Here is a 16,244-nt window from a genome sequence, read left to right as displayed (position 1 = left end):
TGTGGTTAAGTCCCGGCGCAAGCAACCGGCGGCAGTCCAAAGAAAGACAGATAAGTGCTCTGCACATGTTGCGAGGCGACCTGGTCGAACCATTGGTCTATCAGGGCTTTGCTGGTATCGACAGGATATAAGGTCTTGGATGTATTCAGCGCAACACTGCCATGGGATTGATTGGTTTGTGCGTAATACGAACCATCGCGAAGTTCTGCAACGTCGATCGAATCTGCGATGAGTCCTATCCCGTTCTTGAGTGTGACGGTGAGATTGTTGTAGGTGGTTTCTATGCTGCCGGCTTCTGTTGCCGGGGAGTAGAGTAGTTCTGTCGAGCGTAGTGAGTCAGATGCCATGGGCACGAGGTCGATTTCGTTATAGTAGCGCCATGAGCTGGGGAAGCTTTTGTCATAGGCAGTGGCAAAGGCATTGTTACCTGCTGTCGGGGCAGCAAAGGTCATGACGGGGAAGAGCGACGGTAGACTGGCATGGTCCTGCGCAAGTTGATACAGCAGCCATGGTGCAAAAACGGTGGCGAGATTGCCGCCCATACGGCAGTCCAGCCATTGTCCAGATTATTGAGTGTGGTCGCCGGGTCGGCGCAATATGCAATGGCTGCCAATGTCATGGCCAGGCCGGGGTTGGGACCTGTGGTGGTGCCTATGCTGGTAGTCATGATGTTACTCCTCAGTGTCGTGTATTTAATCGCTGCATGGTGTTTGCTATTTAAGTCAGTTTAATTTCTAATTTGGCAATTTAGTCGATTGTGATTATAAAGACAAGCTGGTTTTGAAATACTGTTAGCATCACGTCTGGTCATTTACTTGTAGTGGTTCCGTGAGATATTCAGGAACCTCTGTAAAAATTAATAGTCTACCAATCTTGTTGTTGAACTTTATGCAGTCAGCGTGCCTTGCGCTGATTTGAGAGTTCGCGTTTTTTTGTGAGTCATGGAGTGTGAATTGTTGAATATTTCCCCGATAAAAAATGCCTTTGTTGGCTCTTCGATCTGGGCGGCGATGCTTTTGTCAGGGTGTGCTACTTTGCACATAGATGAAAGAAATCCTTATATCAATGTGAAAGCGACTAGCGCGGATGTCAGTGTGCCGCGGGCGAGTTATCCTTCCAAACTGGGTTGTACCAGTGCTGTAGAAAACGATCCCTGTACTCACCCCATGTTTGTTGGGGTGGCGATTTCTGGCGGTGGTTCGCGGGCTGCAAATTTTGGTTTGGGGGTGATTGCGCAATTGCGTAATTTTGGTTTGTTTGATGAGGTGACTGCACTTTCATCGGTGTCAGGTGGCTCGCTGACTGCTGCTGCGATTAGTTTGAAGCCTTTGGAAAGTGATGCGGATTTTGATTTGCTGTCCATGCAGTTGCGCAGGGACTATTTAACTTCATGGGTGTACCGTTCGGCGAACCCCATGAACTTGGTTCCGACCCTGACGTCTGGGAAAAATGCTACGCGGACCTTGGCCGATGTCTTTGATGCCGGTATTTACAAAGGTGCGGTCTATGGGGACTTGGGTGAGAAGAAGCCTGGCCGGCCATTGCTGTATATCAATAGCTCGCATGCGCACCGTTTTGTCGGTGCAGATACCCTGACGACCAGGGGGTTGAATTCATCAGAAGCGAGCTTGCAGGGTTTTACCTTTACTGATGCGGCATTTAAGGAAATTGGCTCGGACTTGAATCAACTGCGTCTCGCTGATGCGGTGGCAGCCTCGGCAGCTTACCCCGGGATATTTGTACCCCTGGCACTGAAGAATTTCAATGCAGACGGTGATATTTACCAGCCTTCCAGCCCCAAGTTCTTGCATTTATATGATGCGGGCTCGTCTGATAATCTGGGTGTGGATGCCTTGATACGCGCTTATTCTGAAATCCTGGTCGGGACCCAGGACCTGTCCTGCTTGTTGATACTGGTTGATGCCCATGTCAGCGACAGGGGGGATTTGAGTGGTTCACTGGCCGATACCAGAAGCAGCATGATTGACTATGTCATCAGCCCGTCTATCTATCGGGCATTTGATTCTTTGCTGGAGCAGCGCAGGGAAGGGCAGCTGGATGTTCTGGGTGTCTCTCTTGCTTCTGATCAGCCTTATAGATTTAATCCTGGCGTGAATATACCTTTAAAGAATTATGCTGTTTCCAGGGCCGGGGGGGGATTGGTTCGCGGCCAGGGTGTGGGTGGTGACGAAGCAGGTATATTGACCGTTGGCAGGTCCATCAATAGTGCCCACTGTGCCGTCTGGCATATAGGGCTGGACCGTCTACTCGAACTCACCAAAAAAGGTAGTCCTCGCAAGCGCAATGCATTTCTCCAGCAAAGCAGTGCTGATGAATACCGTGATGAAACGCATAGGGATAATCAGCTTATTAAGCTGGACAGGTTTGTCAATTCCATACAAACCAATTACAAGCTGGCGTTGAATGGCCCCGGGCGTTGCGAAGAATTGCCGATACAAAATTCTCTGTTTGAAGCGGCAAGGGTCTTGATGACAGGCGACTCGGATTCGAGTACTAAGCTGGTGTCATGGTTGAAAGATCATCATCGCGAAAAGCTGTCGAAAAATATTAGCAATTTGCTGACTTCAAAGGCAGCACAGGATCAGGGGGAGATAGTGCAAGTGCCGCGCTATTCGGTGCAAGAACCAAATTCATCGAATCCTTCCGCATCATGGATCAATTGTAGTAAATGAGACTATGAAATCAGTGGAGGTTTCGGCAGTTTTTGGGTGACTTTGATTGAATAGGTAATTATTTTCTCCAGGAAACATGATGAGTATGCTAATTTGTCACGAAGGCGACACAATTTGACGAATGTTTAAGCATTTTTAAATTTGCCTGTCCTAAAATGAGGTACGGTGGTTTTCATTCTGGATTGCATCTTTCATGGCTAGTCGCTGAATGGTAAATTTATCTTCCCTGGTTTTGTCTCTGCTTTTGCAGGCATTGTCGCTACCACCTGCTGTGCCAGAGGCTGAGCGTATGCAAATTGCGCTGACACAGCAGGACTATCCTCCTTTGATTGTCTACGGTGTGCCGCCATCAGGTTTGCTGACCGATATCGTGCGTGAATCATTTAAATTAAGCAAAGTGGACGCTTCTTTTGTTGCAGTGCCAAATAATCGTGCCATTGTAGGTGTCATGCAGGATTTTTATGACGGCAGCTATGGCTGGGCGCATAGCCCAGAGCGGGATGTGAAATTATTGTATTCAAACAAGCCAATTTATTTTTTGCGTATAGGTTTTTTTCAGCGAGCCGGTGAAGAATTTAATTGGGTCAAGCTGGCAGATTTGAGTGGCATGAAGATAGGGATTACACAAGGCAATTACTACAGTGAAGAATTTGCCAGGCTGGTTGCCACTGGCGTATTAGGGACCGATTCTGCTCCTAGTGATGTGTCGAATTTTAAAAAGCTGCTCATAGGGCGCATAGATTTGTTTCCTATCGATTTTGATAGCGGGCAGTATTTGCTGAAAAATCATTTTTCAGCTGCAGAACGGCAAAAGATACAAATGCAGGGCAAGCCGATATCGGTGGTGCCGGTTTATTTGGTGATACGGCGCAACTTGCTACATGCAAAAGAACTGATGACAAGATTTGATCGTGGTTTTCAGCAATTGAGTGACACAGGGCAACTGGCAAGACTCAGCGACGTATATAAGCAACAATTGCATGCTCAGCCGTGAGTTTTTTGCTGGAAACTAAAATGTAGTGCCATGCAGCGTTGGAGGTAGTGATGCTTTCATTGCATTCTCGATATATCATCCAGCAGTTTTCTTGGGCAAGGCTCTCGATAATGCTGCTGCTGTCACCCATAGTAGCAGCCCGGGCAGACGAGCCTGAAATGCTTGGTGAGGCATCAACTGTCACTCCGCCAGCTCAGGAGGTAATAGTGACTGCGCAAAAGCGCAGTGAGCGTTTGCAAAGCATACCGATGAGTGTCACAGCTTTTGACGCAGCCAAGCTGAGTCGCCTGGGGATACAAAGTGTGCTGGATGTTGCGCGACATACTCCAGGACTGACTGTGGTGTCCTCAGGGCCGGGACAGAATATTCTCATCATGCGAGGTATTTCTTCTACTGCGGGCACAGCCGGTACAGTTGGTTATTACCTTGATGAGACACCGATTGCGGCCTCGAGCAATGCCTCTTTACTGTCTTTACGTGGCGTTATTGACCCTGCCTTGTTTGACATAGGGCAGGTGGAAGTCTTGCGTGGCCCCCAGGGTACTCTATACGGCTCCAGTTCCATGGGCGGCACGGTCAAATACCTGAGCAGGCAAGCAGATTTGAAAAAGCTGACATTTGAAACTGATAGTGCATTGTCATCTACCAAGGGCGGTGGCAGGAACTGGTCGGCGGGAGCAGTGCTCAATATTCCTCTTGTTGAGGACAGGCTGGCTGCTCGTCTGACGGTTTTTGAGAAGTATCAAGATGGTTTTATACCGCGCTATGGCATCAGTGCGGATAATTACTTACGCTTGCCTGTTAGTGGCCCAGTTCAGGAAAATGTCAATACTGAAAAGACTTCTGGCTTTCGCCTGATGCTGAAATGGCAGTTGGCGGACGATTTGACACTATCTGGCTCGTGGCTACAGCAAAGAAGTTTTCTGGGGGCACCTTTTCAAATTGACCAGCCGCCAGGCAGTACTTCGGCGCTATTGCAGACACGTTTGTTGCCTGAGCCCAGTACCCAGGTGTCGAGTATCGCCAATATTTCTGTGCGCAAGCAGTTCGAGCAATTCGAGTTACTGTCATCGACTTCATACTACGACAGGAATGTCAGTGTGGATGAAGATTCTTCCAAAGTAATTTATTATTTTTTTTCACCAAAGCCGCAGACTTATATTTACCCGGTCATTATGCAGGGCAACTATTTGAACCGTGAATTTACTCAGGAGCTGCGCCTGACTTCGGACTGGAAAGGACCTTGGCAATTCATCGGAGGCGCTTATTACCATCACGTGAATGCACCCCTGGCTTCGCAAATACCGGTCACGCCTGGTTATAACGCCGCTTTTGGTACGCAGTATGCCAGTTTTTTCAAAGGGGCAAGGCAGGCTACCGTCAGCGAAACAGCTTTGTTTGGGGAGGCTTCCTACAAGATCACGCCGCAACTCAGTGTCAATCTTGGCTTGCGGAGTTTTCGTGTGAACCAGAGCTTTGCCCAGCAAGTGGATGGTGAATTCGTCGGTGGTGTTGCTTCAGGCGTAACTGGTAGTTCTTCAGATAGCGGCCTGAATCCCAAACTCAATCTATCCTGGCAAGCGTCACCAGACTTGCTGTTGTTTGCGACTGCATCCAAGGGCTATCGTCCTGGCGGGCCTAACAATCCTGCGCCAGTTGCGGTCTGCGGTAAAGAGCTTGCCAGTCTGAATTTGAATGCAAGCCAGTTACAAAGATTTGGTGCGGATTCGATCTGGAATTATGAGTTGGGTGCCAAATCACGCTGGCTGCATGGCAGCCTGACCGCCAACGCCTCCTTGTATAGCATAGACTGGAACGATGTGCAGCAGCAGATAGTGCTGCAGTGCGGCTTTAATATTACCGCCAATTTTGGTTCTGCAAGCAGCCGTGGTGCTGAGCTTGAATTGACTTATCAGCCAAACAAGTTACTGGAATTGAATCTGATGGCCAATATTGGTCGCACCCGTTTAAACAATGATGTGCCAGGAACGCCGGCCAGAAATGGTGATAGCTTGCTGGATGTGCCAAACTGGTCCATGGCTGCGGCAGTCGAATACACACCAGTACTCGCACATGGCATGCCAGCCTATCTTCGTCTGGATTATACCTATATAGGCAAGGCCAATTTTTTGTTTGACAGGAGTAGCCCTTTTTATCAGAGGGCAGCCTATGGTCTGGTCAACCTGAAATGGGGTGTACGCCAGATTTCTGCCGACAAGCGTCTGGGCCTTGGATTTTTTATTGATAATGTATTCAATAAAATTGGTCAGACGGGTTTGCCAGTAGCCATTTCTGCAGATTTACCCGATACCCGCCGCATCGCCGTCACACGCCCGCGTACCTTTGGCATGACTTTGAGATACGCGATGTAGCAGGGATGTTTGCACGTCTCAACAGGGTTTGATACGTCAATTAGCGCAATTCCAACGTTAGAAATTCTACTCCCTGGATTTTGGATGACACCATATTGAATTGAGATAAAGAGGCTTGTCCAAGCAAGGATACGCAGGTTTTGCAAACAAAGGCAGTTACTTTGTGGAGTTCAAATGGTCCGACTTTCATGGCGTCAAGCGTGACCATGCGGCCGGAAACATTTCTGCCGTCTGCCAATTGCAGATTGACATTTGGCTTGACCACTTTATAAGTTGCCTTGGAGCTGGTCAGCATGTCTTCACTGAGTGAGGTTTTCGTGGCACCGGTATCGACCATAAAGGCGACTATTCTGGAGTCGCCAAGTTTGACTGGGGCGTAAAAATGCTCTTTGGTTCTAGGCAGACGTATGCTTTTTTGTGTTGATGCAACAGCTTGCCCCTGGCGTTCCAGCGATGATTCTATTGCTATACGCTGGCCTTCGAAATAATGACCATGGCCCTGGGCCTCCAGTGATGCATCAAAAGAGGCGAGCAAAGCCAGGGCTTCAAATTCTCGCTTGCGCAACACCAGGTATTTGGCGACATCTCCTCGCACATTGACGAGCGTGGGTACGACAGCCAGTGTTTTATAACCCCAGTCTATCGCTTCATCTATACGCCCGGTTTTGGCCAGGCTTTCAGAGTAGGCTGCAAACAAGTCATAAGTACCTTCGCCCATGCTGATAGCTTTTTCTGATTGTATGATACTGGCTTCAGGCTTGTCTGCCCAATGGTAGACGATAGCCAGGCTGGCGACGGCGTGGGCGTCGGTAGGGCGCATTTTGATGTACTGGTTCCAGTTCTTTTCTGCACAGTCATAGCTGCGCGCGCGCATGCATTTGATGGCACCCTCTTTGTAAGCTGATGGCGGGTAAGTTTCTGCTAATGCAGGGAGGCAGAGGAGCAAGCTGGCAGCGAACAGCGTTTTTAATTGGGTAAGCATGAGTTTATTTGTTATCAAGAGCCTGGAAAAATGGCGGCAATTGTAACATTTAAGAGGATGGTGCCAGGCTGCTATCTTTAAGCAATTAGTCTGCTGTGGCTGAACAAAGACATAGGGGGGGCGAAGGCGCACTGCCGAAAGAATGTGACGGGCGGGGGGCATGCCAATTGAGTGGATTTAGACTTCTTTTGCTTCCTGCAAGGCGATAACGATGACAAAGCCACCTTCCAGGTGGTTATAGATGCGTAATTTACCGCCATGACTTTTAATAATGCGATCTACGATGGCCAGGCCCAAGCCTGAGCCGTTGGCCTGGCTGCGGGAAGCGTCGCCGCGAGTGAAGGGGCGCAGCAGGCGCACCAGGTCCTGTTCTTCTACACCTTGTCCATGATCGCGAAAGCTGATCTGTATGGAGAGTTTTCTCTCTTTATTTTTGCGCGAGCATTGCACGTCCAGGGTAATGACGGGTGAGCCTGGTGTTTTACCGTAGCGGCAGGCATTTTCCACGATATTGGTGAACAGGCGTTTGAGTTCGGTCAGATTGCCATTGACATAGATATCGGGTGTGATGGCGGTGCGCAGGCGCAGGTTTTGGAAGCGAAAGGCTTCATCCATGACTTGCTGCATGACTTCGCTGACGTTAATGCGTTCAAATTCGACCTTATCCAGTGGTTTTGCATAGTCGAGGAACTGGCTGATGATGTCATCCATTTGCTGCAGATCGGATTGCATGCCCGTTCTGGCATCATCGCTGAGGTTGGCCATTTCTACTTCTAATTGCATGCGTGCCAGCGGGGTGCGCAAGTCATGCGAAATACCGGCCAGAATGATGGAGCGATCAGTTTCTATCCTGACCAGATCTTCCATCATGGTGTTGAAGCTGACATTGGTTTCGCGAATTTCTTTCGGGCCTTTTTGCGGCAGGGGTGGCGGCTGCTTGCCCTTGGCGACAGCGCGGGCGGCATTACTGAGGCGTGACAAGGGATCATTAATCAGCTTTGAGATAATGGCCGCACCCAACAGTGTCAAAAACAGAGTGAGGATAGCCCAACTGAACAGCTGCTGACCTATGGGTGGGTCCAGCCGGTCTTGTTCCAGCCTTAGCCAGTAGTGATCGTCTTCGATATCAAAGCTGATCCAGAAGCCGCTTATGCCATTTAATTTGCTGGCAAAACGCGTGTTATTACCCAGCCCCCGCAACATTAAAGACCGGGATTCGAGGAGGAAAGGCGTTGCTTCCGGTTCTTCTATGTGGTCGGTGTCTTCCAGTAAGTAGATTTGCACTCCCTCTTCATTGGCCAGGTCACGCAAAAGTTCGTGGCGTTTTTCAGGGGCCGAGTGTGTGAGCGCAGCGCGCGTGATGGTTACGATGGAGACGATCTGCGAAGCAATTTGTTGTGCTCTTGGTGCAGTCTCCAGAGTGCGGAAATTGGACATCCAGGCCAACATGCTGGCGGTGACGAGCACGGCCAGCATGAAGAAGGTGCGCCAAAACAGTCCGCTTTTGAGCCATTCCAGACTGTTCAAGTAATTACGCATTCAAAATAGGGGGAAACCACAAAATGATATAAAAGATAATAAATTAATGCGATTGACCATCGGGAATGAATACATAACCCAGTCCCCATACCGTTTGTATATACAGTGGATTGCTGGGATCAGGCTCTATCAGTTTGCGCAAACGAGAAATTTGCACATCCAGGCTGCGGTCAAACACTTCGTATTCACGACCGCGAGCGAGTTCCATGAGTTTTTCTCTGGACAGTGGTTGGCGGGCATGGCGGGCGAAGACTTTTAATACTGAAAATTCACCGGTAGTCAGGGAAATATTGTAGTCATTCTTTTTCAGTGTACGAGTGCCCAGGTCAAGGACAAAATCACCAAAAGCGAAGGTTTGCGGCCCATCAGATGGTGCACCTGGCAATTCATCCGGCGCCTTGCGCCTCAGCACGGCATTAATGCGGGCAACCAGTTCGCGAGGGCTGAACGGTTTTGGCAGGTAATCATCGGCACCCATTTCCAGGCCGATGATACGATCTACTTCTTCACCCTTGGCAGTCAGCATGATGATGGGTGTTTTATCGCCAGCGCCGCGCAGGCGGCGGCAGATAGCTAGTCCGTCTTCACCCGGCAGCATCAGGTCTAGTACCAGCATGTCATAGCGCTCCCTGATCCAGAGTTTGTTCATGGCCTGGGCGTTTTCAGCACTGACTACTTGAAAGCCTTGTTCTGTCAGATAGCGACGCAGCAAATCGCGCAAGCGCAGATCGTCGTCGACAACCAGAATTTTAGCCTTGGGGCTGCTGGAATTGGTGTTTGTGGAGTCTGGTGTGGGGGGCGTAGTGTTCATGGGCTTAATAGTACTGTCATAGGCTGAGCTTGCAAACAAATTTAATAATCCGGATTACAAACTGTTACACACTTTACTGAATGGGAATGCGCATTCTCTCTGGCTATCGTAAACTAAATTATCTGTATTGGAGCTAGCAAGCCTGGTGCTTTTACGCATAGAATTGCAATCCTCTTCAATTCATTTGTTCCTTTAGCTTGCATTATCCGCTTCGTTCGTGCAAGGCCATTCGTTTTCAATTTGATGAATATACCGTACAAAAAAATTTCTGTCTTAATGTTGTCACTCGTGTTGGCGGGCAATGCTATGGCTGACGGTAAGCATGGCAATGCGGGGGCCGGTTTTTGGGGGCGTTTTAATGGTGCGAATGCCCAGAACAAAGACGCGAATGCCCGTAAGGAAGAAAAACAGCACGAACGGCAAATCACCAGGCAGACTGAGAAAAATAGTTTGCTGGAGCGCTGCAATGACGCCCGCCACATGGGTGAGCGTGCCTGCGGCGGCGGGGATGACAGCCAAAAGCGTAATCGCATGACACCTGAAGAGCGGCGCGCATTGCGCCGTCAAATCCAGGAAGTTGGACACGAACTGTATCGTCCAGCGCGTTAGCGTCTTGCTCCACGTCGCGGCAGTATCAGCGGCGGTTTTGTTTCATGATTTTTTGTTGCTCTCGCTGCCAGTCTTTCTCTTTTTCCGTATCCCGCTTATCGTGCTGCTTCTTACCTTTGGCCAGACCGATCTGACATTTGATGCGGCCTTTACTGAAATGCATGTTTAATGCAACCATGGTGTAGCCAGAACGCTCGACCTTGCCTATCAACTTGCTGATTTCTGCCGCATTTAACAATAGTTTACGTGTGCGTACAGAGTCAGGGTGAATGTGGGTGGATGCGGTCGGCAGGGCACCAATATGGGCACCGAACAAGAATATTTCGCCATTCTTGACAATGACATACGACTCTTTCAACTGCGCGCGGCCTGCGCGTATGGCTTTGACTTCCCAGCCTTGCAGGACGATACCAGCTTCGTATTGCTCCTCGATAAAATAATCGTGGAATGCTTTTTTATTATCAGCGATGCTCATGTAGGATGAAAATTGGTCAATTTAAAGTAAGGAAATGCAGGAATGCATTTTGGTACTGCCTATGACTCGGTTAAAATGCGAGTCTGTGATTCTACCAAATGGTTCTTCTTGATGGCAGTTGTGCATAAAACAGTTTTTGTAGCTTACAGCACAGAGCAAATGTTTGCTTTGGTTGAGCAAGTTGAAAATTACCCTCAATTCCTGCCCTGGTGTGGCGAGGTCAAGGTGGCCGAGCGCTCAGAACATGATCTGGTTGCGACACTGTCCATTAACTACCATGGTTTAAAGCAACATTTCACGACCCGAAATATCAATCAGCGACCACATTCCATGCAAATGAATCTGGTTGAAGGGCCTTTCAAACAATTGTCGGGTTGCTGGAAGTTTACCGAACTCAGGCCAGATGCCTGCAAAATTGAGTTTGATCTCAACTATGAATTCTCCAGTAAGCTCCTGGAACATCTCATAGGACCAGTTTTTTCCAAAATAGCCAATAGTTTTGTTGATTCTTTCTGTACCAGAGCAGAGGCCTTGTATGGCTGAAGTGCCTGGGCCTGCTATCATGCCAGTTCAGCTTTGTTATGCAGGACTGGATAAAACGAGTTTGCTGGATCTGCAAGTTGCAGTTGATGCAACGATACTGCAAGTCATACAGCAAAGTGGCATTATACAGATGCATCCCGAGATTGATGTTTTTACCCTCAAATCTGGTGTGTTCGGCAAACTTAAGTCGCTAGATGCAAAATTGCATGCTGGCGATAGAGTGGAAATCTACCGCCCCCTGATTGCCGATCCTATGGAGTCGCGCAGGCGCAGGGCTAAAAAACAGGCTCAGGCTTAGCAGGGTTTGCCCTGAGCATGTCCATCGCTATTAGCAGCCTGCCAGCGCTTTTTTCACATCAGCCGCTTCCTGTTCACGCTGGGCATCAGACAAGAAGCTTTTTTCACCGTTTTTGTCGGTACGGCTTATTCTAATTCCAGAATTCAGGGTTTGTTGATAGTTGCGCGCTCTATCGCAATTTTTCGCCTTGTCCGCAGCCGCTGTCTTTTCTTCTTCGGCTTTCTTGTCTTTTTCAGCTTGCTCGGCTTTACGCTTGTTGAAGTCTTCGTTTTTGCTGGCGGTTGTTACCGGTTTCTCCAATTTGGCAGCCGATTCATTGGCTGAGGAGGCAGGTTTGTCTTCTGCTTCGGCTGCCGCAGGCTTGGCTACACCACCGGGCGCCTTCAGTATTTTGCTCTTAGGGATGGACTTGGGTGGCGGCATGTCAGAATATTGTTTATTGCCTTTTTCATCCAGCCAGACATATTGAGCCTGAGCACTGGCGCAGAAAATGGTAGTCAATAAAAGGGAGCAGGCAAGACGTGAGATCAACATGGTGTGCTTTCAAAAAAACATAGGATTATGCAAGAGTTTTACACGGAGCAAGACGACTTCGCAAGTTTTCTGTATAATTCGGTTTTGCGCCTATAGGAAATACTATGCGTTTACTCCAAAAAGCACTCACGTTCGATGACGTGCTACTCGTCCCTGCATACTCGAACATACTCCCTAAAGATACTTCGCTTGCGACTAAATTGACTCGCAACATCAATCTGAATATCCCTTTGGTATCAGCTGCGATGGATACAGTCACTGAAGCACGCTTGGCAATTGCCATGGCGCAAGAAGGTGGTATCGGCATCATTCATAAAAACTTGACCGCGAAAGAGCAAGCCCGCGAAGTCGCCAAGGTCAAGCGTTTTGAGTCTGGTGTACTACGTGACCCTATCACTATCCCGCCCACCACAAAAATCCGTGAAGTGATTGCCCTGTCTCAGCAGTATGGCATTAGCGGTTTTCCTGTCGTGGAAGGCAAAACAGTAGTTGGTATCATTACCAACCGCGATTTGCGCTTTGAAGAAGAGCTGGATGCTGAAGCAAGTGCCAAAATGACACCGCGCGACAAGCTCGTCTATGTCAATGAAACTGCTGATCTGGCAGAGGCCAAGCGCCTGATGAACAAGCATCGCCTGGAGCGTGTGCTGGTTGTCAACGAGGCATTTGAGTTGCGCGGCCTGATTACTGTAAAAGATATCCAAAAATCCACGGAGCATCCTTTTGCATCTAAGGACGATCAAGGTAAATTGCGCGTAGGCGCAGCTGTTGGCGTAGGCCCAGATAATGAAGAGCGCATAGATTTGCTGGCAAAGGCCGGTGTCGATGTTATCGTTGTTGATACTGCCCATGGCCACTCCAAAGGGGTACTGGATCGCGTGCGTTGGGTAAAAACCAATTATCCGCATATAGAAGTCATTGGTGGCAATATCGCAACTGCTGCTGCTGCGCTGGCCCTGGTTGAGCATGGTGCGGATGCGGTCAAAGTTGGTATAGGCCCTGGCTCTATTTGTACTACCCGTATCGTGGCTGGCGTTGGTGTTCCACAAATTACAGCGATTGCCAATGTCGCCAATGCACTCAAAGGTACTGGTGTTCCATGTATCGCTGACGGTGGCGTACGTTTCTCTGGTGACGTCTCCAAGGCCCTGGCAGCAGGCGCATCGACTGTGATGATGGGCAGTATGTTTGCCGGTACTGAAGAAGCGCCTGGTGAAGTTATCTTGTTCCAGGGGCGTAGTTATAAATCTTATCGCGGCATGGGCAGTCTGGGTGCGATGGCCGATGGTTCTGCTGATCGTTATTTCCAGGATGCTGCCAATAATGCAGACAAGCTGGTACCTGAAGGTATAGAAGGGCGCGTACCTTACAAAGGTAGTGTACTTGCTATCTTGTATCAACTGGTTGGTGGTGTGCGCTCTTCCATGGGGTATTGTGGTTGCGCCACGATAGATGATTTGCATACCAAATCTGAATTCGTTGAAATTACTTCTGCCGGCATGCGTGAATCACATGTCCATGACGTGCAGATCACTAAAGAAGCGCCTAATTACCGTGCTGATTAAAGAGTGATGCATGACCCGAATTGAGGATGCCCGGAGAGTGGTATGTCAACGAACTTAGATCGTTCCAGCCCAGCTACAACGACACCTGTCAGTTCGGGTTTTGAACGTCTGGTATCGGAACGAATGGAACTAAGGCTGGGGCGTTTTGAACGCCTCGGCATCAAACTGTTTGACGTTGCCAACTGCTTTGTCAGCCTGGGTAAGCTCACGCCCAGGTTTGAGTATTTGGTGCACTCCATTACCAATATGGAGGCAGCATTTTGTGATTCGATTCCTGTTTTTGACGAAATCCTGGTCATACCAGATTTGCGCTTGCATGAGCACCTGGGCAAGCACCCTTTAGTTGTCGGTGTGCCTCATATACGCTTCTTTGCTTCCCATCCCATCTTTGATCATGGCAATCAACTGATAGGCAGTCTTATCCTGATTGACTACCAGCCCCGTGACCTGGATGATGAAGATAGGCAATCTCTTGCTGACCTGGCTTCCATGGCCGAACGTGAAATGGCTTTCGGTGTCTTGTACCAGAGCCAGCTCGAAGTCATCAAGCAAAACCGAAATTTGAAGCGCGACTCGCTGATCGACCCCTTGCTGGGTACATGGAACAAGTCTGCCATTGTGCGTTCACTCAAGCTGGAGATGGAGCGTTGCAGCAAAGCCCTGAAACCTCTGGCTTTACTGATTGCCAGCGTAGATCAGATGGAGCATCTGCGTGATCTGCATGGGGTTGCAGCGACGGACATGATACTGATCAAGACCGTCAGCCGCATCCGCTCATGCGTGCGTCCATTCGATGCCCTGGGACGCTTTGGTACAGACTTGCTGCTGGTGGTGTTGCCTGGTGCTTCGCATCTGGTGGCTACTGCAGTAGGTGAGCGTATCCGTGCCTCAGTACTCATGCACCCTGAAAAAATAGATGAAGTCGATACCGCTTTGACCATCAGTGCGGGTACGGCATCGACCGATATTTTCCCCGAAGTCGAGCCAGAAACCTTAGTTAGTCTTGCAGAAAAAGCCCTGCTTTCAGCCAGAAATGCAGGAAACAATTGTGTTGTTCAGGCCACGCCTGCACAACCTGACATGATAATTTGATTTATGCATTCAAAAATACTTATCCTTGATTTTGGTTCCCAAGTCACGCAATTGATCGCACGCCGCGTTCGTGATGCAGGTGTTTTTTCTGAAGTCCATCCTTATGATGTCAGCGATGAATTCATCAAAAACTATGGGGCTGCCGGAATTATTTTATCCGGTGGGCCAAATAGCGTCACTGAAGGTGATACTCCACGTGCACCTATGGCCGTGTTTGAGGCTGGCGTGCCAGTGCTGGGTATTTGCTACGGCATGCAAACCATGGCTGAGCAGCTCGGCGGCAAGGTGGAAAATGGCCTGGTCCGTGAATTTGGTTATGCCGAAGTCCGTGCCCGCGGCCATACAGCCCTGTTCAAAGACATCAATGACTTTGTCACGCCAGAAGGCCATGGCATGCTCAAGGTGTGGATGAGTCATGGCGACAAGGTCAATGAAATGCCGCCAGGATTTAAATTGATGGCATCCACAGACAATTGCCCGATTGCCGCCATGGCGGATGAAGAGCGTCGTTTTTATGCCGTGCAATTCCATCCGGAAGTCACACATACACTGAAGGGTGAAGCTATCCTCAGTCGTTTCGTGCACGAAATCTGCGGCTGCCAGTCCGACTGGAACATGCCTGACTACATCTCCGAGGCTGTTGCTTCCATCCGCGCCCAGGTGGGCGATGATGAAGTCATCCTTGGTTTGTCCGGCGGTGTAGACAGTAGTGTTGCTGCGGCCCTGATTCACCGCGCCATCGGCGACAAGCTGACCTGCGTATTCGTCGATCATGGCTTGCTGCGCCTCGATGAAGGTAAAATGGTCATGGAAATGTTTGCCAACAACCTCGGTGTCAAAGTCATCCATGTTGATGCTGCTGCCCAGTTCATGGGGCATCTGGCAGGCGTGACTGATCCAGAAGCCAAACGCAAGATCATAGGCCGCGAATTTGTTGAAGTCTTCCAGGTTGAATCCGGAAAGCTCAGTAATGCCAAATGGCTGGCACAGGGCACGATCTACCCTGACGTTATTGAAAGTGCAGGCAAAGGCAAAAAAGGCTCGCACACCATCAAGAGTCATCACAATGTAGGCGGCTTGCCAGATACCTTGAACTTGAAGCTGCTGGAGCCATTGCGCGAATTATTCAAGGATGAAGTGCGCAAACTGGGCGTTGCCCTGGGCCTGCCACATGGTATGGTCTACCGTCATCCTTTCCCTGGCCCTGGCCTGGGTGTACGCATACTCGGCGAAGTCAAAAAAGAATTTGCTGACCTGTTACGCCGTGCCGACGCCATTTTTATCGAAGAATTGCGTAGCACTTTAGTTGATCCGCAAGCAGAAAAACCGCAAAGCTGGTACGACGCGACGAGTCAGGCCTTTGCAGTATTTTTGCCAGTCAAGTCCGTAGGCGTCATGGGCGACGGCCGTACCTACGAATATGTAGTTGCCCTGCGCGCAGTACAAACCCAGGATTTCATGACGGCTCACTGGGCACACTTGCCGCATGAGCTGCTGGGCAAGGTCTCTAACAGGATCATCAATGAAGTGCGCGGCATCAATCGCGTCGTCTATGACATCTCAGGCAAGCCGCCTGCGACGATAGAGTGGGAATGATTTCAGGTCTGGCAACATCAGGCAACTGAAAGCATGAAACATCCCGAAAGCCCGCATCATTGCGGGCTTTTTTCGTTTCTGGCATAGTCTCATAATTTTTTTATAAGATCTTGCCAAATTAAGTAGATAAAGTGGGGGCTT

The 16,244-nt window shown here is 49.4% G+C and carries 16 protein-coding genes; 9 read left to right on the top strand and 7 right to left on the bottom strand.

Annotation, left to right across the window (positions count from 1 at the left end; genetic code table 11):
- Positions 1 to 5 precede the first annotated feature (5 nt).
- Together ACO0LC_RS15655 and ACO0LC_RS15650 are read right to left on the bottom strand one after the other, a co-directional pair.
- Positions 6 to 542: a lipase family protein gene (locus ACO0LC_RS15655; RefSeq protein ID WP_423004656.1), complete on the bottom strand. Its 537-nt coding sequence runs from the start codon at positions 540 to 542 to the stop codon at positions 6 to 8.
- Positions 449 to 667, bottom strand: coding sequence for a hypothetical protein (locus ACO0LC_RS15650; protein ID WP_423004654.1), 219 nt, complete (start codon positions 665 to 667; stop codon positions 449 to 451). Before ACO0LC_RS15650 ends, ACO0LC_RS15655 begins: the two co-directional genes overlap by 94 nt.
- 400 nt (positions 668 to 1,067) lie before the next feature.
- Between ACO0LC_RS15650 and ACO0LC_RS15645 the strand changes: the two genes are divergently transcribed.
- The 3 genes from ACO0LC_RS15645 (at position 1,068) to ACO0LC_RS15635 (ending at position 6,059) form a co-directional block, all read left to right on the top strand.
- Complete coding sequence (locus ACO0LC_RS15645) at positions 1,068 to 2,693, top strand: patatin-like phospholipase family protein (protein ID WP_423004652.1); 1,626 nt, start codon at positions 1,068 to 1,070, stop codon at positions 2,691 to 2,693.
- Between the two features lie 208 nt (positions 2,694 to 2,901).
- Entirely contained in the window at positions 2,902 to 3,687 is a 786-nt protein-coding gene (locus ACO0LC_RS15640) for a substrate-binding periplasmic protein (protein ID WP_423004650.1), read from the top strand.
- A 206-nt stretch (positions 3,688 to 3,893) separates the two neighbouring features.
- On the top strand, positions 3,894 to 6,059 hold the full coding sequence (locus ACO0LC_RS15635; protein WP_423004648.1) for a TonB-dependent receptor: 2,166 nt from the start codon (positions 3,894 to 3,896) through the stop codon (positions 6,057 to 6,059).
- 40 nt (positions 6,060 to 6,099) lie between these two features.
- Here the strand turns inward: ACO0LC_RS15635 and ACO0LC_RS15630 are convergent, their stop codons facing one another.
- The 3 genes from ACO0LC_RS15630 to ompR all read right to left on the bottom strand — a co-directional run bounded on the left by ACO0LC_RS15630 (position 6,100) and on the right by ompR (position 9,391).
- The gene (locus tag ACO0LC_RS15630) at positions 6,100 to 7,041 is read right to left on the bottom strand and encodes a retroviral-like aspartic protease family protein (protein ID WP_423004646.1); all 942 of its coding nucleotides are present in this window, start codon (positions 7,039 to 7,041) and stop codon (positions 6,100 to 6,102) included.
- Positions 7,042 to 7,218: 177 nt separating this feature from the next.
- A complete protein-coding gene (locus ACO0LC_RS15625) occupies positions 7,219 to 8,580 on the bottom strand; it encodes an ATP-binding protein (protein ID WP_423004644.1) in 1,362 nt (453 codons plus the stop codon).
- Between the two features lie 43 nt (positions 8,581 to 8,623).
- Entirely contained in the window at positions 8,624 to 9,391 is a 768-nt protein-coding gene (gene ompR, locus ACO0LC_RS15620; RefSeq protein ID WP_423004642.1) for a two-component system response regulator OmpR, read from the bottom strand.
- Between the two features lie 306 nt (positions 9,392 to 9,697).
- Here ompR and ACO0LC_RS15615 point away from each other — a divergent pair, with 306 nt between their 5' ends.
- Positions 9,698 to 10,000: a hypothetical protein gene (locus tag ACO0LC_RS15615; protein WP_423004640.1), complete on the top strand. Its 303-nt coding sequence runs from the start codon at positions 9,698 to 9,700 to the stop codon at positions 9,998 to 10,000.
- Positions 10,001 to 10,025: 25 nt separating this feature from the next.
- Here the strand turns inward: ACO0LC_RS15615 and smpB are convergent, their stop codons facing one another.
- Entirely contained in the window at positions 10,026 to 10,475 is a 450-nt protein-coding gene (smpB, locus tag ACO0LC_RS15610) for an SsrA-binding protein SmpB (RefSeq protein WP_423004638.1), read from the bottom strand.
- A gap of 111 nt (positions 10,476 to 10,586) precedes the next feature.
- On the opposite strand from smpB, the gene ACO0LC_RS15605 reads away from it, so the two are divergent.
- Both ACO0LC_RS15605 and ACO0LC_RS15600 read left to right on the top strand, forming a co-directional pair.
- Positions 10,587 to 11,018 (top strand): type II toxin-antitoxin system RatA family toxin, encoded by a 432-nt coding sequence (locus tag ACO0LC_RS15605; RefSeq protein WP_423004757.1) that lies wholly within the window; start codon positions 10,587 to 10,589, stop codon positions 11,016 to 11,018.
- Between the two features lie 19 nt (positions 11,019 to 11,037).
- Positions 11,038 to 11,316: an RnfH family protein gene (locus ACO0LC_RS15600; protein ID WP_423004636.1), complete on the top strand. Its 279-nt coding sequence runs from the start codon at positions 11,038 to 11,040 to the stop codon at positions 11,314 to 11,316.
- Between the two features lie 30 nt (positions 11,317 to 11,346).
- Here the strand turns inward: ACO0LC_RS15600 and ACO0LC_RS15595 are convergent, their stop codons facing one another.
- Positions 11,347 to 11,850 (bottom strand): DUF4124 domain-containing protein, encoded by a 504-nt coding sequence (locus tag ACO0LC_RS15595; RefSeq protein ID WP_423004634.1) that lies wholly within the window; start codon positions 11,848 to 11,850, stop codon positions 11,347 to 11,349.
- A gap of 104 nt (positions 11,851 to 11,954) precedes the next feature.
- Between ACO0LC_RS15595 and guaB the strand changes: the two genes are divergently transcribed.
- Genes guaB through guaA form a run of 3 tightly spaced genes read left to right on the top strand, consistent with a single transcriptional unit; the run spans position 11,955 to position 16,103 of the window.
- The gene (gene guaB / locus ACO0LC_RS15590; protein WP_423004632.1) at positions 11,955 to 13,415 is read left to right on the top strand and encodes an IMP dehydrogenase; all 1,461 of its coding nucleotides are present in this window, start codon (positions 11,955 to 11,957) and stop codon (positions 13,413 to 13,415) included.
- A 42-nt stretch (positions 13,416 to 13,457) separates the two neighbouring features.
- Positions 13,458 to 14,507 (top strand): GGDEF domain-containing protein, encoded by a 1,050-nt coding sequence (locus ACO0LC_RS15585; RefSeq protein WP_423004630.1) that lies wholly within the window; start codon positions 13,458 to 13,460, stop codon positions 14,505 to 14,507.
- Positions 14,508 to 14,510: 3 nt separating this feature from the next.
- A complete protein-coding gene (guaA, locus tag ACO0LC_RS15580; RefSeq protein ID WP_423004628.1) occupies positions 14,511 to 16,103 on the top strand; it encodes a glutamine-hydrolyzing GMP synthase in 1,593 nt (530 codons plus the stop codon).
- Positions 16,104 to 16,244: the final 141 nt, after the last annotated feature.

The sequence above is a fragment of the Undibacterium sp. JH2W genome (assembly GCF_049340425.1).
Taxonomy (GTDB): Bacteria; Pseudomonadota; Gammaproteobacteria; order Burkholderiales; family Burkholderiaceae_D; genus Undibacterium.
Note: the sequence above shows the minus strand (reverse complement) of the source record. Positions and strands in the feature narration are given on the sequence as shown.

Coding starts and splice junctions, on each gene's coding strand:
- ACO0LC_RS15655 (WP_423004656.1), bottom strand. CDS start 542: ATGGGCGGCAATCTCGCCACCGTTTTTGCACCATGGCTGCTGTATCAA.
- ACO0LC_RS15650 (WP_423004654.1), bottom strand. CDS start 667: ATGACTACCAGCATAGGCACCACCACAGGTCCCAACCCCGGCCTGGCC.
- ACO0LC_RS15640 (WP_423004650.1), top strand. CDS start 2,902: ATGGTAAATTTATCTTCCCTGGTTTTGTCTCTGCTTTTGCAGGCATTG.
- ACO0LC_RS15630 (WP_423004646.1), bottom strand. CDS start 7,041: ATGCTTACCCAATTAAAAACGCTGTTCGCTGCCAGCTTGCTCCTCTGC.
- ACO0LC_RS15625 (WP_423004644.1), bottom strand. CDS start 8,580: ATGCGTAATTACTTGAACAGTCTGGAATGGCTCAAAAGCGGACTGTTT.
- ompR (WP_423004642.1), bottom strand. CDS start 9,391: ATGAACACTACGCCCCCCACACCAGACTCCACAAACACCAATTCCAGC.
- ACO0LC_RS15615 (WP_423004640.1), top strand. CDS start 9,698: ATGGCTGACGGTAAGCATGGCAATGCGGGGGCCGGTTTTTGGGGGCGT.
- smpB (WP_423004638.1), bottom strand. CDS start 10,475: ATGAGCATCGCTGATAATAAAAAAGCATTCCACGATTATTTTATCGAG.
- ACO0LC_RS15605 (WP_423004757.1), top strand. CDS start 10,587: ATGGCAGTTGTGCATAAAACAGTTTTTGTAGCTTACAGCACAGAGCAA.
- ACO0LC_RS15600 (WP_423004636.1), top strand. CDS start 11,038: ATGCCAGTTCAGCTTTGTTATGCAGGACTGGATAAAACGAGTTTGCTG.
- ACO0LC_RS15595 (WP_423004634.1), bottom strand. CDS start 11,850: ATGTTGATCTCACGTCTTGCCTGCTCCCTTTTATTGACTACCATTTTC.
- guaB (WP_423004632.1), top strand. CDS start 11,955: ATGCGTTTACTCCAAAAAGCACTCACGTTCGATGACGTGCTACTCGTC.
- ACO0LC_RS15585 (WP_423004630.1), top strand. CDS start 13,458: ATGTCAACGAACTTAGATCGTTCCAGCCCAGCTACAACGACACCTGTC.
- guaA (WP_423004628.1), top strand. CDS start 14,511: ATGCATTCAAAAATACTTATCCTTGATTTTGGTTCCCAAGTCACGCAA.